Below are 15,641 nucleotides of genomic sequence, written 5' to 3' on the forward strand. Positions count from 1 at the left end.
CCTAAAATAATTCAATATCCGTTTCTGCATCTTGCTGCTCAATATCGTGTAAGTATTTAATTTCACGTTTTTCAAGCTTATCAGAATGCAATTCACGCATTTTCTTAACCTGCGCCTTGCCTGTTTGTGGATCAAACATCACCTTACGTGGCCAAGGCCCGCCAACATCATGGGATACTAAATCTAAACCTTCCTCAAGTACATAGGCATTTGCAAAACGAATGTTGCCAACACCAATATCTGTCATTGAGCGGATTATTTTCCCGCCGCCAAACAGCTTTACTTTGAGGTTGCGTCTAGAAGCACCATTTTTTAGGATTTCATTGATCAAGTATTCCATTGCCCAGTTACCATAACGGCAATTAAGACTGTGTGCGTTACTCGGATCAACGCCTTTTTCCGCCGGCAGCATAAAATGATTCATACCACCAATACCTAAGCCTTCATCGTAGATACATGCAGCAATACACGACCCTAACACAGTTGTGATCAATTCATCAGACTTAGACACATAAAATTCGCCTGGTAATACTTTAGCAACCACTTTATGGCGCTTGCCATCCCAAAACCGTTTAACGTGCTCAAAACCAGACAATACAGGTTTAAAATGACTACTCATAGACCACCTTTTTGATAGATAGTTTGGCCTAAATTCTTAAACTCTTTGTGGTCCTTACCCAGTGTTTCGGAATGCCCCAAGAATAAATGACCTGAATTGGTCAACAAATCGTAATAACGTTTAAATAGAGTATCTTTCGTCGGCTTATCGAAGTAGATAACTACATTGCGACAAAAAATAACATCAAACGGCCCTTTCATAGGCCAGCTCTGTAATAAGTTTAGACGTTTAAAGAAAATATTCTTTTGTAGTTCGGGTTTTACTTTATATAACTGACCGTCATGGCTTTTTAGAAACCAGCGCTTAAGTTGGCTTTTGTCTAAACCATTCACATTGGCAGCGGTATAGGTGCCAGCCTGTGCTTTAGCGAGCACATTTGAGTCTAAGTCAGTAGCTAGGATTTTCACATCCCAATCAGATGGAAATAGACTGCTTAAGGTCATAGCAATGGTATAAGGCTCTTCGCCGGTCGAGCAGCCAGCAGACCACACCCTTACACGCTTTTGTTTAGCATTACTAATCAGCAGTTTGGGGACTATGGTATTTTTTAGATAACTAAAGTGATGTGGCTCACGAAAGAAAGAAGTCAGATTAGTAGTTATAGCATTAATAAACTCACTAAACTCTTGTTCTTTATTCTCTTCAAGAAAGTCTAAATATTCTTTAAAGTTCTTAAGCTTATGTTGGCGAATACGCCTTGCTAAGCGCGAGTAAACCATCTCGCGCTTATGCTCAGCTAAAACAATGCCGCAAGCATCGTACACTTGTGACGAAATAGCTTTAAAGTCACTATCCGTTAGTAAAAACTCTTTCATGTGCTTGACCCTGCAGCTGTAACATTAGATGCAATTAACTAGTTAGAATTTAATTGGGAAGAGTTTTAAAACTCTTCCCACTCATCACTAGGGTCAACAAAGTTATTACCTTTAGGTGCCGAACGCACTGGTGAGCTTGGCTGTTTAGCTGCAGGCGCTGAACTTGCACGGCTTGTAATATCCATCTCGTTATTCGATAACGAGAAGAAGTTTAACAAGCGGCGCATATCATTCGCTTGCTCTGCCATTGATTCACCCGCGGCAGAGGCTTCTTCAACTAATGCTGCATTTTGCTGGGTCATTTCATCCATTTGGGCAATGGCTTTATTGACCTGCTCAATACCAGAGCTTTGCTCTTCAGAAGCTTGGGCAATATCAGAAATCATTGCTGTAACTCTTTGCACCGCCGTAACAATTTCTTGTAATGTTGAACCCGATTCATTAACTAGTAATGTACCATCTTCAACTTTTCCAACACTGTCTCGGATCAATTCTTTGATTTCTTTTGCAGCAGCAGCTGAACGTTGCGCTAAGTTACGAACCTCACCAGCAACAACCGCGAAACCACGGCCTTGCTCACCTGCTCGTGCTGCTTCGACAGCGGCATTAAGCGCAAGTAGATTTGTTTGGAAAGCAATTTCATCAATGACACTGATGATGTCTGCAATCTTTTTACTTGATTCATTAATTGCTGACATACTGATTACAGCACGATTTACAACTTCACCACCTTTTTGTGCTTTTGTACGTGTTTCTTCAGCAAGTTCATTCACTTCTTTTGCATTATCAGCATTTTGGCGAACCGTACTGGTCATCTCTTCCATGCTTGATGCTGTTTCTTCAAGTGATGAAGCCTGCTCTTCAGTACGTTGACTTAAATCAGCATTACCTTGCGAGATTTCTTCTGCACCACTAGCAACCAAGGTTGCTGAGGTATTAATGCGATTAATCACTTCAGTAAGCTTATCAGCCGTGGCATTTGCATCACGTTTTAACTTATCGAATGAACCTTGATAGTCTTGTTCAATACGTTTTGATAAATCACCGTTTGCCATAGCATCCAGCATATTGCCTGTGTCTTTTACTGCATCATCAACAATACTAACTAGGCTATTTAAGCCCTGTGCTAGGCGTAAGAAGAAACCTTGTTTACCCGCTTCTTCTACACGGGCTTCTAAGTCACCACTCCCCGCGGCAGCAACCAGACCCGCAATTTCTTTTTCAATCGCGACTTCAGCAGTTCTGTCTTCCCACTCAACAACCGTACCAATACGTTCGTTCTCTGGGGTAAAAATAGGGTTTGCGACCAAACCAAAAGTACGGCCGCCAACTTGAATTTCCGTGCTGTAAGTATCACTTAACTTAGCAAGCATATTGCGTTGATGTGCTGGATTCTTGTGGAATACATCGATATTTTGACCCACTAGATTATTACTATTGAAATTAGGTAAGTCTTTACGTAAATCACTTTCAGCAATTTTCATCATGTTCAGAACGGCTTCGTTCATGTAAATGATGTTGTTACCAGAATCAGCAATCATGGTGTTAGTTGCCACACGGTCTAACGCGCGTCGAACACGAAGATTTTCTTCTGCTGCACGCTTTTCCGCTTCCGCTTTATTTACGCTATCAGTAATATCTTGCCACTCAACAATAGTCCCTAAACGCTTACCAGATGCGCTCACCCAAGGAGTCGCAATCAAGCTAAAAATAAGCCCCGCTAAACGTAATGTGGTTTTGTATGGTTCAGATAGGGTTTTTAGCAACTCACGTTGGTGTGATGGTTGTTTATGAAAATCATCAACGCAAGTTCCAATTAGGTTAGCCACAGAGAAGCTCGGTAGCACTGTTTGTAACGTTGATTCGCGAGCTTGCAGCATTTGCTTTACTTGCTCATTAACAAAGATAATTTTTAAATCGTTGTCAGCAATCATCACATTAGCTTGGCAAACGCGCAGCGCATTTGATAAATCGGCATCACGTTTTGACTGACGTTCAAGCTCTTTTTGCGCAGTTATATCGCTGGCAAATTTAATAACTTTGGTGACATTGCCATTGCTATCAATAATTGGGTTATAGGTGCCTTGGATCCACACTTGTTTGCCATTTTTACCGACACGCTTAAATTCATCAACAAAGAATTCACCGCTGCGTAATCGTTGCCAAAACTGTTGATACTCAGGGCTTTGCGACTCTTGTTCAGCAACAAACATAGAGTGGTGTTGCCCTTGGATCTCTTCGAGTCGGTAACCCATGGTGTTTAAGAAATTAGCATTGGCAGTAATGATCTGCCCCGATGGTTGAAACTCAATCATCGCTTGCGACTTTTTAAGTGCCGCAATAACTAAATCATTTTCCGACTCAACATTTTTAGGACTGCTAAACCATCCCATACCCTTCACCTTCTTGTTAATCTACCCAGTTAAATGTCCATTGTTTTTTGTAGGTCAAGTAATGCGACCATTTTCTCACCCACATTGACTAAACCCGCAACAAATTGCGCGTTGTCTGAGTCAGACAAATGTGGCACTGCCTTCGCTTCATGCTCAGCAATGCTATAGACATCCGAGACGGCATCAACGGCGATGCCCATAATTTTACATGTATTTTCAAGCTGTACTTTTAGAACAATTACAACGGTTAACGGCCCGTATTCGATGGCTGAAATACCAAAACGAAGCCTTAAATCAATAATCGGCACAATGGTGCCACGCAGGTTGATAACCCCTTTGACGAAATCCGGTGAATTAGGGATCACCGTAATTTCTTCCCAACTGCGAATTTCTTGCACCGTTAAAATATCAACACCATACTCTTCTTCAGCCATGAAGAAGGTTAAAAACTGTTTTACATCTTGATCTTGTTCAAGGTTTAGCTTGTTATGCAGGTCGTCGTGCTGTGCAATCATGACGCCTCCAAATTCGCTTTTGATTCAATAATCAATTCTTGGCTCCCAGGCTTTCTAAGCCCAGATAATTTAATCAAACCACTAATATCAACAATCAAAGAAACACGACCATCCCCTAGAATTGTCGCCCCTGAGACACCATCAACTTTTTGATAATTGGCCTCTAAGCTTTTGATCACCACTTGCTGTTGCGACAATAAGTCATCAACCAATAAACCTACTTTTTGGTTGTCACTCTCAACGACAACCAACAAGGTTTTATCAAGCGTTTCAATCGCCCCTTTATGATTGAAAATGTTATAAAGCCTTAAGATTGGAATATATTCGTCACGTAAGCGCAGCACATCTAAGTCTTTGCCTACCCGACTCACTTTACTAATATCGATTTGCAATGACTCAATAATCGAAATCAGTGGGATAATATAAGTATGTTCAGCAATCCGGACTAACTGCCCATCTAAAATAGCCAGCGTTAGCGGTAGGCGAATTGTAAATGTCGAACCCACTCCCGGTGCAGAAGCCACTTCAACAGAGCCGCTGAGCGCTTCAATATTGCGCCTTACTACATCCATACCAACGCCACGACCCGATAAGTCGCTGACTTGGTCAGCAGTAGAAAATCCTGGTAAGAAAATAAGCTCGTTGATTTCGTTATCAGACAACTCATCAGTTTCTGAAATTAGGCCATTTTTAATCGCCTTTTCACGAATTTTAGTGGTATTCAGGCCCTGACCATCGTCCATAATTTCGATAACGATATTGCCACCTTGATGAAACGCATTGAGCGTTACAGTACCAACAGGGTCTTTACCCGCTGCAACACGTTTATCAACGGTTTCTAAACCATGATCTAAGGAATTTCTCACTAGATGCACCATTGGATCAGAAAGCTTCTCCATCACGGTTTTATCTAGTTCGGTTTGTTCACCAAGTAGCTTTAGCTCGACTTGTTTATCAAGCTTTTGCGAGATATCGCGTACTAAGCGAGGAAAGCGACTAAACACAAAACTTATTGGTAACATGCGAATACGCATGACATTTTCTTGTAAGTCACGAGTATTATGCGCCAGTTGTGCCAAGCCTTCTTGTAATGAGGCTATAGTTGCTTCAGTAATTTCTTGTTCACCCAACTGGCTTAACATCGCTTGGGTAATAACTAACTCACCCACCATGTTGATCAGTGAATCAACTTTGTCGATACCAACCCTGATTGAGGTTGATTCTGCATTGGCTGTGGTTGCTTTAACTGGCGCTGGCTTTTTAGAATCAGTAGCTGGTTTAACTGCTGCAGGCTCAGCCTCTTGCGCTGGTGCTACATCTTCAGTAACAGTCTCAGTTGCTGTTATCTCTTCATCACCAAACAAACCACCGCATAGCGTGATGGTGATATCAGCGTCATCTTCAACCCATTCGAAAATTTCTTCGATGCAGCTTTGTTCTTTGTCTGTAGTTAAGAAAAAGCGCCACGACAAGAAGCAATCTTCAGGGGCAAGGTTAGTAATATCAGGCACATCATCTTGAAAGGCTTGTGTTTCAAGCTCACCTAGCTCAGCCAACTCACTGATCATGTACAGTGGTTCATTACCGGTTTTAAATAAATGATGGTGTGGTTTGAAATCGATTTGATAGGTGTTAAAGCTGCTTTCGCTAACAGCTTCTTGCGTTGGCTCTGGTGCTTTACTTGCAGCACGCATACCAAGAATTTCTTCAAATTTAATACGCAATTCATCAGCTTCAGTTAGATCTGGCTGCTGCTCAGCTTGTAAAGTTCTGAGTAAAGCCCGTAAACAGTCAACTGATTTTAAAAGTAAATTAACATGCTCAGCAGTAAGATCTCGTGAACCTTCACGAATTTGATCTAACAGAGTTTCGAGAACATGAGTAAAGTCTGCAACAGCACTAAAACCAAAGGTACCGCTGCCTCCTTTTATTGAATGCGCAGCGCGAAAAATTGTATTTATGGTCTCTAAGTCTTCTTCGCCAGGCACTAAGTTTAATAACTCAGCCTCCATAGCGTCGAGTCCTTCGAAGCTTTCTTCGAAGAATACTTCAAAAAATTGGCTTAGATCTATACTCATGCCCCGCTCCTATTATTAGCGAATCACTTTTTTCAATACCGCTAACAATTGCTCAGGATTAAATGGCTTAACAATCCAACCAGTTGCACCAGCAGCTTTACCTTCAGACTTTTTATCAAGACCCGACTCTGTGGTCAGCATCAGTAAAGGTGTGAACTTATAATTAGGTAAGCTACGTAATTCACGAATAAGGGTAATACCATCCATTACCGGCATATTCACATCAGAAATAACAGCATCAAAGCCTTGTTGTTTTGCGATATTTAAAGCTTCGCTGCCGTCTTTCGCTTCTGTCACATCAAAGCCAGCTTTTTTAAGCGTAAAACCAACCATTTGGCGCATAGATGCAGAATCGTCTACTGCTAAAATTCTTTTCATAAAAACCTCTTAATTGGCATTCTCAAGCACAAGATAATGGCTTAAGCCCAAACTATTAATTGCCTGTTGCAACGGCTTACTCTCGCCAACCCAAATAATTTTGTGTTGCACCGAAAGCAAATGCTTCTGTAATGCACATAAAAGCTGAATTGATGCTGTGTCAGCACGGGTCACTTCACTGATATCCAAACAGATATCATCATTTGCTGACAACTCTTGGAGCAAATCTTGATGGAGTGTTTCGACCTGACTAATAGCTAATTCTGTAGGGAGCTTTAACATTACTTATACCTTCCCTGCTTTAAACAATTCATAACAAAAGCTTAGACTGACTAAATAAAAATGCCATAATTTGAATCAAAAAATAGTAAAATTTTTTAGTAGCTTAGACATTTATATCAAAAAAGGAAGCTTTTCTTTTGCGGAAAATGACTCCCTTAACCAAGAAAGTTTACTTTGCGTAATAATCTGCTATTTTTTTGAACTCTTCAGTCAAAGTTGTGGCGTTTATTAATGGCGCGCTGCCTTGTTTAAATTCAGGCTTAAAAATCGCACGTACCGAGCCATCGCCATCAACCATCACTACCGACGCGCTATGATCAACGGCATACTCTTGCTCATCACTATCGTTAATTGCGTAAATTAAGCCAAGCTCTCTAACAAATGGAAAAAGTTGCTTGTGCGGACCTGACACAGCAAGAAAATCGGGATTGAAGTAATCAATGTAGGCTTTGCGCTTTTCGGTTGTATCACGTTTTGGATCTACGGCAACAAACCATACCTGCACTTTGTAACCTTGGCTTAGCTGCTTTTGCACTGCAGTTAACTTCGCCAGTGTCATTGGACATATATCAGGGCAACTGGTATAGCCTAAAAAGACCAAATTCCAATGCCCCATAAACTGACTGTTATCAGCGGGCGCACCATGTTGATCGGTTAATAAAAACGGACTAATCGGCTTTGCTTGCTCATAAACCAGTGCTTCGACTTCAGGTGCGCTGTTGTTTTTACCACAACCGGTTACAAACAATACCGCACTGAAACATAAAAAAGCGACGATTCGCGTCATAAAACTAACCATTTATCAATGAATAAGGCGATAAAGAGTAGCATTAAATGCACGATTGAAAAACGAAATAAGTCCATTGCTGTATCATCTTTTGGGGCAATTTTTAGTTTTAACGCTTTATAAATGAATATCGCGTTTAAAACGCTTGCACCTAATAAGTAAATTAGCCCTGACATGCCAATTAAATAAGGCAGCACACATACCAAAGCAAGCAAAATGCTGTAGCCAACAACGCAAGTTTTACAAAATTCGATACCGTGAGTAACAGGCAACATAGGAATTTTTGCCCGCTCGTAATCACTTTTACGTGCAATCGCCAAGGCCCAAAAATGCGGGGGAGTCCAAGTAAATATAATCATCACTAACAGCCAAGGAGCTGCAGCCATATGGCCTGTTTCAGATACCCACCCCAGCAACGGCGGCATAGCACCTGCCAAACCACCAATAACAATATTTTGCGGTGTGGCACGCTTTAAAAATGAGGTGTAAATAAAGGCATAGCCGACAAGCGCAAACAAAGTAAGAATGGCGGTGAGCGTATTCGCCCATACCATAAGCATAACAAAACCTAGTATTCCTATAGTTGCAGCAAAGCTCAAAGCATGTTGTTTACTGAGCCGACCTTTTGCCACAGGACGATGACGTGTACGTGCCATTTTGCTGTCGATTTCACTATCAACAACATGATTGATCACGGCAGCAGCAGCCGACAGCAAGCCAATACCTAGCAAACTTGCAAGCTGCACAAATACCCCTCGCCCAACATCGGGAGCCAATGCCAAACCAACCCAAGCAGTTAGTACAAGCATGGCAACTACTTTAAATTTACTGATAGCTAAGTAATCTTTAAGTAACTCTGAGCTTTGAATAAATAATGATTTTTCTGAGCTTAGTAATAATGCCATCACAGCCTCCTAGGTTCTTATTTTTAAGTGGAAGCATAGTCTTACCATGCTAAGCAGTAACAATGCGGCCATTAGGTTGTGCGCAAGCGCTACACTTAATGGGAAGTGCCAGTGCACAACAGCTAGGCCTAAACAGATTTGGCACAACAAAGCGATTAATACAGTGACTGTGCAGTGCTTAATTTTTCGAGAGTAACAGCGTGAATATATGCGCCACATGATCAGCGCTAACACCACACAAGTAACCAGCGCCCAAATACGGTGTAGCAGATGAATAGACATACGCGCCTGCTGAGATAACACACCATATTCATAGGTGCTGTGCTCAAGCGGTAGCTGAAACACACTCTTCAAAGAAAACGGTTGTCCGTAGCTACACAGCGGTAAGCCATTACAATGCGGAGCGGCGTAATTTGCTGCAAGCCAGCCACCCAACGCAATTTGCAGTATTAGCACCACCAAGCCCACCAGCGCTAACTGATAATATGGCTTTGCGCCGCTATCACTGCTAGCAACAGGGTCGGTCTTTAAACGTAGATACAATAAAAACAGCAACGACAAGATACTAAAACCGCCGAGCAAATGCCCCATAACAACCAAAGGCTGTAGGTTCATAGTGACAGTCCACATGCCCAATACGGCTTGGAATACCACCAATAATAATAGTGCTAATGGCAGTTTAACCGGCGTATTTGGATATTGGCGTTTTAACCAGGCAAAAACAAACAAGGCTAAAATAAGTAAACCAAGGGCACCGGCAAAATAGCGATGGATCATTTCTTTCCATGCTTTTGCTGCTTCAAACATCATATCAGGGTAGTTTTGTTCAACATGTAACAGAGCAGTTTCATGTTTTGGCACAGTTAAAAATCCATAGCAACCAGGCCAGTCAGGGCAACCAAGCCCAGCATCACTCAGCCGTGTATAAGCACCAAGCCCAACAACTAAGATAGAGAAGAAAACCGTAATTAAGACTAAATATTTATAATTTTTATACATCTTTATCCCCTTAATGAGGTTTAACTTGAACGCGCATAGTTAAGTAGTTTCTTTAAGTCTTTAAGTAAGCCTTTTTGAATAAGTCTGTTTTGTTCTGGCTCAGCCGTGTAGGGGTAATGCAAAACCACTAAGCCCATGTGATCAACCAAGTATAAGTCTCCCGCTTTGAGCGCAGGACTTACTGCTAATTGACGCCAATTTGCCGATACCTGCTGTTGATTTGTCAGTACCGCCACATCCACTTTTTGCTGGTTTTTACCTAAAGCGACATATAGGTTATCTAGACTGGCTAATTGGTTTGCACAAACTTCACTGCACTCTTTTGGATAATTAAGCGCAATTGTCCATTGTTTAGGATCGCCTTGTTGCCAATCAGCTAATTTAACTTCTTCGCTTAAAAGCTCACCATGATTACTCGAACCACTCGGTAACCACTCAAGCTTTAATGCTGCATAAGCAAGTGCCAGCGGCACAAAACAGCATAAAACGAATAAACTAAGCGGGTTTATTTTCATAACCTCTCCTTCTCATCGCAAAATAAGCAATAACAACACACGCTAAGCCGATTAATAACCACTGCAAGGCATAGGCGTAATGTTTATCTGGCCCCATCACGACACTCTGGTAATGCGGGGTTGCAATACCATCTGCTTCATTGCGATAACCAATAAAGTCTTGTAAGGGCTTTGCTAATTGAGCACTAAAAATTGCTAAGTCGATGCCTTGAATACGCTTAGGCCAGCCTTGCTCTGCACCAATCTCATCGGCAAGTGTGAAGCCTTGTAAGTTGCCTTGTTTCAATTGCACAGTAGCCGTAAACCTTGTTGATTCTGGCCACACAACGGTTGGCAACTGGCTACGGTTTGTTGGCGCTTTTAGCCAACCAAAGTTAACGATTAAAGGCACGCTTTCACCTGCAATTGTCATCGCTACTAGTAAGTCATAGCCCACTTGCCCCTGATAAATTTGATTATCAAGCAGCCAGTAATGTTGTTTATTTACCTCGCCAGTGACCTTGACTTGCAAGCCCGTTCTGTTCAGCTCACTAGGTAAATTTTGCAGTTCTTGCCAGCTCAAAACGCCTTGCTCTTTCGAAACGGCTAACTGACTTAGTTGCTGCTGTTTTTCCTCGCCTCGCTGGTATTGCCAAACGCTTAGTCGTATACAAATAAGCACTGCAAGTATCACAACGCAAATTGCGATAATTGAGCTAAGCTTTTGTTTACGCCATAAAATTAACTGCATTTGGAATACCTAATATGATTAAAATCATTATTGTTTTGTTATTACTTTATATTCTGTTCAACCTATTTAGAGCGCTGTTTGTGATGATGTCAGCAAAAGAGCACTCGAAACCCATGTCGCATTACTTAGGTCGTCGAGTGCTGTTTTCAGGTATTGTGCTGGTGCTCATCATTGCCGCAATGAAATTGGGCTTTATTCACACCAACCCGTCGCCGCTTCACAAAGCTACAGCACGTACACAAACACAAATAAACACAACCACACCACATCCACAAAGTGCCAATACCAAGCAGCCGCTTGAAAAGCAAAATGCTTTTCACTCGTGAAGTGGCCTTTAAAAATTCTAAGTAGCACCACAAATAAAATAATGGTGCCTAATGTCACGTGCATACCGTGAAAGCCCGTTAACAAGAAAAAGGTATTCCCATAAACACCCGCATCTAAGGTCAAGCCTAAATCTTGGTATGCATGCATATACTCGTATACTTGTAAGCCAAGGAAAATCACACCTAGTAGCACAGTTAAAGATAAAAATACCTTTAGAGCGCCGCGCTTATTGTTTTCTATCGCAACATGAGCAAAGTGAATTGTGACCGATGAGGTAAGCAGAATAAGCGTGTTGATCAGAGGTAGACCTTGCCAGCCCATAGCCTGTGTGGTCTCGCCCGCTGGCGTAGTTAATAGCGGCCATACGGCTTCAAAGGTTGGCCAGAGTACTTCGTTGGTCATAGCATTATTACCAGCGCCACCGAGCCAAGGCACCGAAATCATACGTGCGTAAAAAAGAGCGCCAAAAAACGCCATAAAGAACATAACCTCAGAGAATATGAACCAGCTCATACCTTGTCTGAATGAGCGGTCCATTTGTGCTGAGTAAAGTCCTTTATGAGACTCTTCAATAACGTTTCTAAACCAGCTAAAAACCATATAAATTAATATGGCAATGCCTAGATACAAGACATACTGGCCACTACTGCCCTCACCACTTACTTGCATCACAGTTAAGCCAGCACCAACAGCAATTAAAAACATCGCGATGGCACCAACTATTGGCCAAGGACTCTCGGCTGGAACATAGTATTTTTCATAATTTTGATTCATTTTGTTTGCTCCCAATTAGCAATTAGCTTGGCGGCTTTTAATCGTTTTTAGCCACAACATGCCCGCTAATATCAAACACGGTATACGACAACGTCAGTTCCTCAACATCGTCGGGTAACTCAGTATCAACATAAAACAACAAGGTAAATTCCATTTCTTCACCGGCTTTCATTGGCTGCTGATCAAAGCAAAAACAGGCGATTTTATGTAAGTACTTTGCCGCTTTACCCGGTGATACTGATGGAATTGCTTGCATGACTTTGTCTTCATTACTGGTGTTCTTTGCTGAGAATTTAACTTCACGCATGGCACCAGGTTGTACCGCCACGCTGTATTGCTCAGACTGCACCTTAAATGGCGCGCCGCTTTGGGCGTGAGTGGTAAAGCTGACATCAACTTGGCGCTGTGTATTTATTGATTCACTCGCGCTCGCTTTTTCTAATGATGGCTTACCATTCAACCCTGTAACGTCGCAAAACACGTCGTAAAGCGGCACCATTGCAAAAGCAAATGCGAACATGAGCAAGCATGTAATCAGCAGTTTTTTTAGCAAAGGTGCATGGTTCATTACTTAATCTCCGGCGGTGTTTCAAAGGTGTGATAAGGCGCTGGAGAATCGACTTCCCACTCTAAACCTTCAGCTCCATCCCATACTTTGGCAGGTGCCTTTTCGCCACCTCGAGCACATTTAAATACCACCAATACAAACAACAGTTGCGATAAGCCAAATGCAAAACCACCAATACTGATAATGGCGTTAAAGTCAGCGAATTGCAGAGCATAGTCAGGAATACGACGCGGCATACCAGCAAGGCCAACAAAGTGCATAGGGAAGAACAACACGTTGACACTGATTAGCGATAACCAAAAATGCCATTTCGCCAGCGTTTCGTTGTACATGTTGCCAGTCCATTTCGGTAACCAATAATAGGCTCCCGCCATAATTGAGAACACAGCCCCCGTCACAAGCACATAATGGAAGTGAGCCACCACAAAATAGGTATCGTGATACTGAAAATCTGCTGGTGTAATCGCAAGCATCAAGCCAGAGAAACCACCTAAGGTGAATAACACAATAAAGGCGATGGCAAACATCATCGGAATTTCGAAGCTAATCGAACCGCGCCACATGGTGGCCACCCAGTTAAACACTTTAACGCCCGTTGGTACCGAGATAAGCATGGTGGCGTACATGAAAAACAACTCGCCTGCCACAGGCATCCCTGTGGTAAACATATGATGTGCCCAAACGATAAAACTTAGCAGCGCAATCGATGAAGTTGCATACACCATAGACGCATAGCCAAATAGCTTTTTGCGCGAGAAGGTCGGTACGATAGTCGATATAATGCCAAAGGCCGGCAAAATCATGATGTACACTTCGGGGTGACCGAAGAACCAGAAAATGTGCTGGAACATCACAGGGTCGCCCCCACCGGCTGCATCAAAAAAGCTGGTTGCGAAGTATTTATCGGTCAACACCATAGTGACTGCCCCTGCTAGGACAGGCATAACAGCAATTAACAAGAATGCAGTGATTAACCATGTCCAAACAAATAGCGGCAGCTTCATCCACGTCATACCTGGCGCTCTTAAGTTGACGATAGTCACGATAACGTTAATCGCCCCCATAATTGAGCTGATACCCATGATATGTACGGCAAACACAAAAAGTGCAGTGTTATCGTTGCTGTAAGTTGTTGATAGTGGTGCGTAAAAAGTCCAACCAAACGCAGGACCACCACCAGGCATAAGTAACGAAGCCAATAGAATTAAAAATGCAAACGGCAATATCCAAAAGCTCCAGTTATTCATACGTGGTAAGGCCATGTCTGGTGCGCCTATCATCATAGGCACCATCCAGTTTGCAAGCCCAGTGAACGCGGGCATAACGGCACCAAACACCATAATCAAACCATGTACTGTGGTCATTTGGTTAAAAAAGTGCGGGTCGACTAGCTGTAATCCAGGCTGAAAGAGTTCAGCACGGATCACCATTGCCATGGCTCCACCAATTAAAAACATGGTGAGTGAAAAAATCAGGTATAAACTCCCGATGTCTTTATGATTGGTGGTGTAAAGCCAACGCTTAAAACCTTTCGCAGGATGGTGATGGTCGTGATGCGCATGCCCAGTTGCTTGCTCGTTAATAACATTACTCATTAGTTCGCCTCCGCTGCTGCATCAATCGCGGCTTGAATTTGACTCGGTTGGATAACATCGCCGGTATCATTACCCCACGCGTTTCGCTTATAAGTAATAACCGCAGCAAGTTGCTTAATTGAAAGCTGTTTATCAAACGCTTGCATTGCTGTGCCAGGCTTACCGTGTAACACGATATCTATGTGATCTTTTACATCACCTAATACAATCGGGCTGCCTTTAAGTGCTGGAAATACGCCTGGTAGGCCCATACCGGTAGGTTGGTGACATGCAGCACAGCTTGCCATATACACTTGCTCACCTAAGACCATAAGCTCTTCTTTCGGTAATGTTTGATCAAGCAAAGCAGCATCTGCTGCGGCCGCATTGGCTTTTTCTTGCTTGGCATCTGCAAGCCAATTAGCAAATTCATCTTCAGGTAAGGCTTTCACCACAACAGGCATAAAGCCATGATCTTTACCGCATAACTCAGCACATTGACCACGGTATACTCCTGGCTCGTTAATACGTGTCCACGCTTCATTGATAAACCCAGGATTTGCATCCTTTTTAACCGCAAAATCAGGCACCCACCATGAATGAATTACATCGTCTGAGGTCATTAAAAAGCGAACTTTTTTATTGATAGGAAGTACTAGCGGTTTATCTACTTCAAGCAAATAATGCTCAGTTTTCTCTGCTTGGTTGTCTATTTGATCTTTAGGAGTAGATAGAATCGAGTAATAAGCAATGTCTTCACCCATGTACTCGTAATGCCACTTCCATTGTGAGCCAGTCACTTTAATGGTGATATCGGCTTTAGAAGCATCTTCCATGGCAATTAAGGTTTTTGTGGCAGGCACAGCCATGGCGATTAAGATGACAAATGGAATGGCAGTCCAAAGTATTTCAACTTTTGTACTTTCATGAAATTGGGCAGGCTTGGCCCCTTTGGATTTACGGTGGTGTATTAAAGCCCAAAACATCACCGCAAATACGATGATGCCGATTACACAGCAGATAATAAATATCGTCATGTGTAACTCATAAACATTATTACTTATATCGGTCACCCCTTTACGCATATTGTATTGGCTATTTGCCAATGCAAGCTCAGGAAGTGCAAACAATATAAGCCACAAGGCGTAACGCAGTTTACCCATGTGACGGCTCCTTTAGATGCTATTGCAAGACGCAAAGCGAAAAGGCGATACAACAAGGTGCCCATTCGTTTTTCTTATTGTTCAGAGCGACTACGTATCATTTTGACCCACTTATGATACCGGCCCCTTGACTAACACCTCGCACATTTTTGTGTCTTTTTATTAATTAGGTGTTAATACAGTGTATTAACCAATTAGTTAAAAAATGACCAATAAGCA

Annotated in this window: 17 protein-coding genes; 1 reads left to right on the forward strand and 16 read right to left on the reverse strand. The window is 42.3% G+C overall.

Annotation, left to right across the window (positions count from 1 at the left end; all coding sequences use genetic code 11):
• Window position 1: 1 nt before the first annotated feature.
• From cheD to AOG26_RS13005, 12 genes are all read right to left on the reverse strand, one after another.
• On the reverse strand, window positions 2-619 hold the full coding sequence (gene cheD / locus AOG26_RS12950; protein ID WP_054562865.1) for a chemoreceptor glutamine deamidase CheD: 618 nt from the start codon (window positions 617-619) through the stop codon (window positions 2-4).
• Window positions 616-1,434, reverse strand: coding sequence for a CheR family methyltransferase (locus AOG26_RS12955; RefSeq protein ID WP_054562866.1), 819 nt, complete (start codon window positions 1,432-1,434; stop codon window positions 616-618). The genes cheD and AOG26_RS12955 overlap by 4 nt, the downstream gene beginning before the upstream one ends.
• 65 nt (window positions 1,435-1,499) lie before the next feature.
• Window positions 1,500-3,827, reverse strand: coding sequence for a methyl-accepting chemotaxis protein (locus AOG26_RS12960; protein WP_054562867.1), 2,328 nt, complete (start codon window positions 3,825-3,827; stop codon window positions 1,500-1,502).
• Window positions 3,828-3,856: 29 nt separating this feature from the next.
• Window positions 3,857-4,342: a chemotaxis protein CheW gene (locus tag AOG26_RS12965; protein ID WP_054562868.1), complete on the reverse strand. Its 486-nt coding sequence runs from the start codon at window positions 4,340-4,342 to the stop codon at window positions 3,857-3,859.
• Complete coding sequence (locus tag AOG26_RS12970; RefSeq protein WP_054562869.1) at window positions 4,339-6,420, reverse strand: chemotaxis protein CheA; 2,082 nt, start codon at window positions 6,418-6,420, stop codon at window positions 4,339-4,341. Before AOG26_RS12970 ends, AOG26_RS12965 begins: the two co-directional genes overlap by 4 nt.
• Before the next feature lie 15 nt (window positions 6,421-6,435).
• Window positions 6,436-6,798 (reverse strand): response regulator, encoded by a 363-nt coding sequence (locus tag AOG26_RS12975; RefSeq protein ID WP_054562870.1) that lies wholly within the window; start codon window positions 6,796-6,798, stop codon window positions 6,436-6,438.
• A 9-nt stretch (window positions 6,799-6,807) separates the two neighbouring features.
• On the reverse strand, window positions 6,808-7,080 hold the full coding sequence (locus AOG26_RS12980; RefSeq protein ID WP_054562871.1) for an STAS domain-containing protein: 273 nt from the start codon (window positions 7,078-7,080) through the stop codon (window positions 6,808-6,810).
• 169 nt (window positions 7,081-7,249) lie between these two features.
• Window positions 7,250-7,867: an SCO family protein gene (locus AOG26_RS12985; RefSeq protein ID WP_054562872.1), complete on the reverse strand. Its 618-nt coding sequence runs from the start codon at window positions 7,865-7,867 to the stop codon at window positions 7,250-7,252.
• Window positions 7,864-8,772 (reverse strand): heme o synthase, encoded by a 909-nt coding sequence (gene cyoE, locus AOG26_RS12990; protein ID WP_054562873.1) that lies wholly within the window; start codon window positions 8,770-8,772, stop codon window positions 7,864-7,866. The genes AOG26_RS12985 and cyoE overlap by 4 nt, the downstream gene beginning before the upstream one ends.
• Before the next feature lie 9 nt (window positions 8,773-8,781).
• Window positions 8,782-9,771 (reverse strand): COX15/CtaA family protein, encoded by a 990-nt coding sequence (locus tag AOG26_RS12995; protein ID WP_054562874.1) that lies wholly within the window; start codon window positions 9,769-9,771, stop codon window positions 8,782-8,784.
• Window positions 9,772-9,791: 20 nt separating this feature from the next.
• Window positions 9,792-10,286, reverse strand: coding sequence for a hypothetical protein (locus AOG26_RS13000; RefSeq protein WP_054562875.1), 495 nt, complete (start codon window positions 10,284-10,286; stop codon window positions 9,792-9,794).
• Window positions 10,267-11,016 carry an SURF1 family protein gene (locus tag AOG26_RS13005; protein ID WP_054562876.1) on the reverse strand — a complete coding sequence of 250 codons (750 nt, stop codon included), beginning with the start codon at window positions 11,014-11,016 and terminating at the stop codon, window positions 10,267-10,269. Before AOG26_RS13005 ends, AOG26_RS13000 begins: the two co-directional genes overlap by 20 nt.
• Window positions 11,017-11,030: 14 nt before the next feature.
• On the opposite strand from AOG26_RS13005, the gene AOG26_RS21070 reads away from it, so the two are divergent.
• Entirely contained in the window at window positions 11,031-11,342 is a 312-nt protein-coding gene (locus AOG26_RS21070; RefSeq protein WP_082401658.1) for a DUF2909 domain-containing protein, read from the forward strand.
• On the opposite strand, the gene AOG26_RS13010 is transcribed toward AOG26_RS21070, so the two are convergent.
• Genes AOG26_RS13010 through coxB form a run of 4 tightly spaced genes read right to left on the reverse strand, consistent with a single transcriptional unit; the run spans window position 11,242 to window position 15,422 of the window.
• Window positions 11,242-12,117, reverse strand: coding sequence for a cytochrome c oxidase subunit 3 (locus AOG26_RS13010; protein WP_054562877.1), 876 nt, complete (start codon window positions 12,115-12,117; stop codon window positions 11,242-11,244). The genes AOG26_RS21070 and AOG26_RS13010 overlap by 101 nt on opposite strands.
• 37 nt (window positions 12,118-12,154) lie before the next feature.
• Window positions 12,155-12,685 (reverse strand): cytochrome c oxidase assembly protein, encoded by a 531-nt coding sequence (locus tag AOG26_RS13015; RefSeq protein WP_054554454.1) that lies wholly within the window; start codon window positions 12,683-12,685, stop codon window positions 12,155-12,157.
• A complete protein-coding gene (ctaD, locus tag AOG26_RS13020; protein WP_054554455.1) occupies window positions 12,685-14,280 on the reverse strand; it encodes a cytochrome c oxidase subunit I in 1,596 nt (531 codons plus the stop codon). The genes AOG26_RS13015 and ctaD overlap by 1 nt, the downstream gene beginning before the upstream one ends.
• Window positions 14,280-15,422 (reverse strand): cytochrome c oxidase subunit II, encoded by a 1,143-nt coding sequence (gene coxB, locus AOG26_RS13025; RefSeq protein WP_054562878.1) that lies wholly within the window; start codon window positions 15,420-15,422, stop codon window positions 14,280-14,282. Before coxB ends, ctaD begins: the two co-directional genes overlap by 1 nt.
• Window positions 15,423-15,641: the final 219 nt, after the last annotated feature.

This window comes from Pseudoalteromonas sp. UCD-33C, from assembly GCF_001306895.1.
Lineage (GTDB): Bacteria > Pseudomonadota > Gammaproteobacteria > Enterobacterales > Alteromonadaceae > Pseudoalteromonas.

Excerpts from the sequence above, each read along its gene's own strand:
- AOG26_RS12970 (WP_054562869.1), bottom strand. The coding sequence starts at position 6,420 with ATGAGTATAGATCTAAGCCAATTTTTTGAAGTATTCTTCGAAGAAAGC.
- AOG26_RS13015 (WP_054554454.1), bottom strand. The coding sequence starts at position 12,685 with ATGAACCATGCACCTTTGCTAAAAAAACTGCTGATTACATGCTTGCTC.
- AOG26_RS12965 (WP_054562868.1), bottom strand. The coding sequence starts at position 4,342 with ATGATTGCACAGCACGACGACCTGCATAACAAGCTAAACCTTGAACAA.
- AOG26_RS12960 (WP_054562867.1), bottom strand. The coding sequence starts at position 3,827 with ATGGGATGGTTTAGCAGTCCTAAAAATGTTGAGTCGGAAAATGATTTA.
- cyoE (WP_054562873.1), bottom strand. The coding sequence starts at position 8,772 with ATGGCATTATTACTAAGCTCAGAAAAATCATTATTTATTCAAAGCTCA.
- AOG26_RS12980 (WP_054562871.1), bottom strand. The coding sequence starts at position 7,080 with ATGTTAAAGCTCCCTACAGAATTAGCTATTAGTCAGGTCGAAACACTC.
- AOG26_RS13005 (WP_054562876.1), bottom strand. The coding sequence starts at position 11,016 with ATGCAGTTAATTTTATGGCGTAAACAAAAGCTTAGCTCAATTATCGCA.
- ctaD (WP_054554455.1), bottom strand. The coding sequence starts at position 14,280 with ATGAGTAATGTTATTAACGAGCAAGCAACTGGGCATGCGCATCACGAC.
- cheD (WP_054562865.1), bottom strand. The coding sequence starts at position 619 with ATGAGTAGTCATTTTAAACCTGTATTGTCTGGTTTTGAGCACGTTAAA.
- AOG26_RS12995 (WP_054562874.1), bottom strand. The coding sequence starts at position 9,771 with ATGTATAAAAATTATAAATATTTAGTCTTAATTACGGTTTTCTTCTCT.
- AOG26_RS12985 (WP_054562872.1), bottom strand. The coding sequence starts at position 7,867 with ATGACGCGAATCGTCGCTTTTTTATGTTTCAGTGCGGTATTGTTTGTA.
- AOG26_RS13000 (WP_054562875.1), bottom strand. The coding sequence starts at position 10,286 with ATGAAAATAAACCCGCTTAGTTTATTCGTTTTATGCTGTTTTGTGCCG.
- AOG26_RS12975 (WP_054562870.1), bottom strand. The coding sequence starts at position 6,798 with ATGAAAAGAATTTTAGCAGTAGACGATTCTGCATCTATGCGCCAAATG.
- coxB (WP_054562878.1), bottom strand. The coding sequence starts at position 15,422 with ATGGGTAAACTGCGTTACGCCTTGTGGCTTATATTGTTTGCACTTCCT.
- AOG26_RS12955 (WP_054562866.1), bottom strand. The coding sequence starts at position 1,434 with ATGAAAGAGTTTTTACTAACGGATAGTGACTTTAAAGCTATTTCGTCA.
- AOG26_RS13010 (WP_054562877.1), bottom strand. The coding sequence starts at position 12,117 with ATGAATCAAAATTATGAAAAATACTATGTTCCAGCCGAGAGTCCTTGG.
- AOG26_RS21070 (WP_082401658.1), top strand. The coding sequence starts at position 11,031 with ATGATTAAAATCATTATTGTTTTGTTATTACTTTATATTCTGTTCAAC.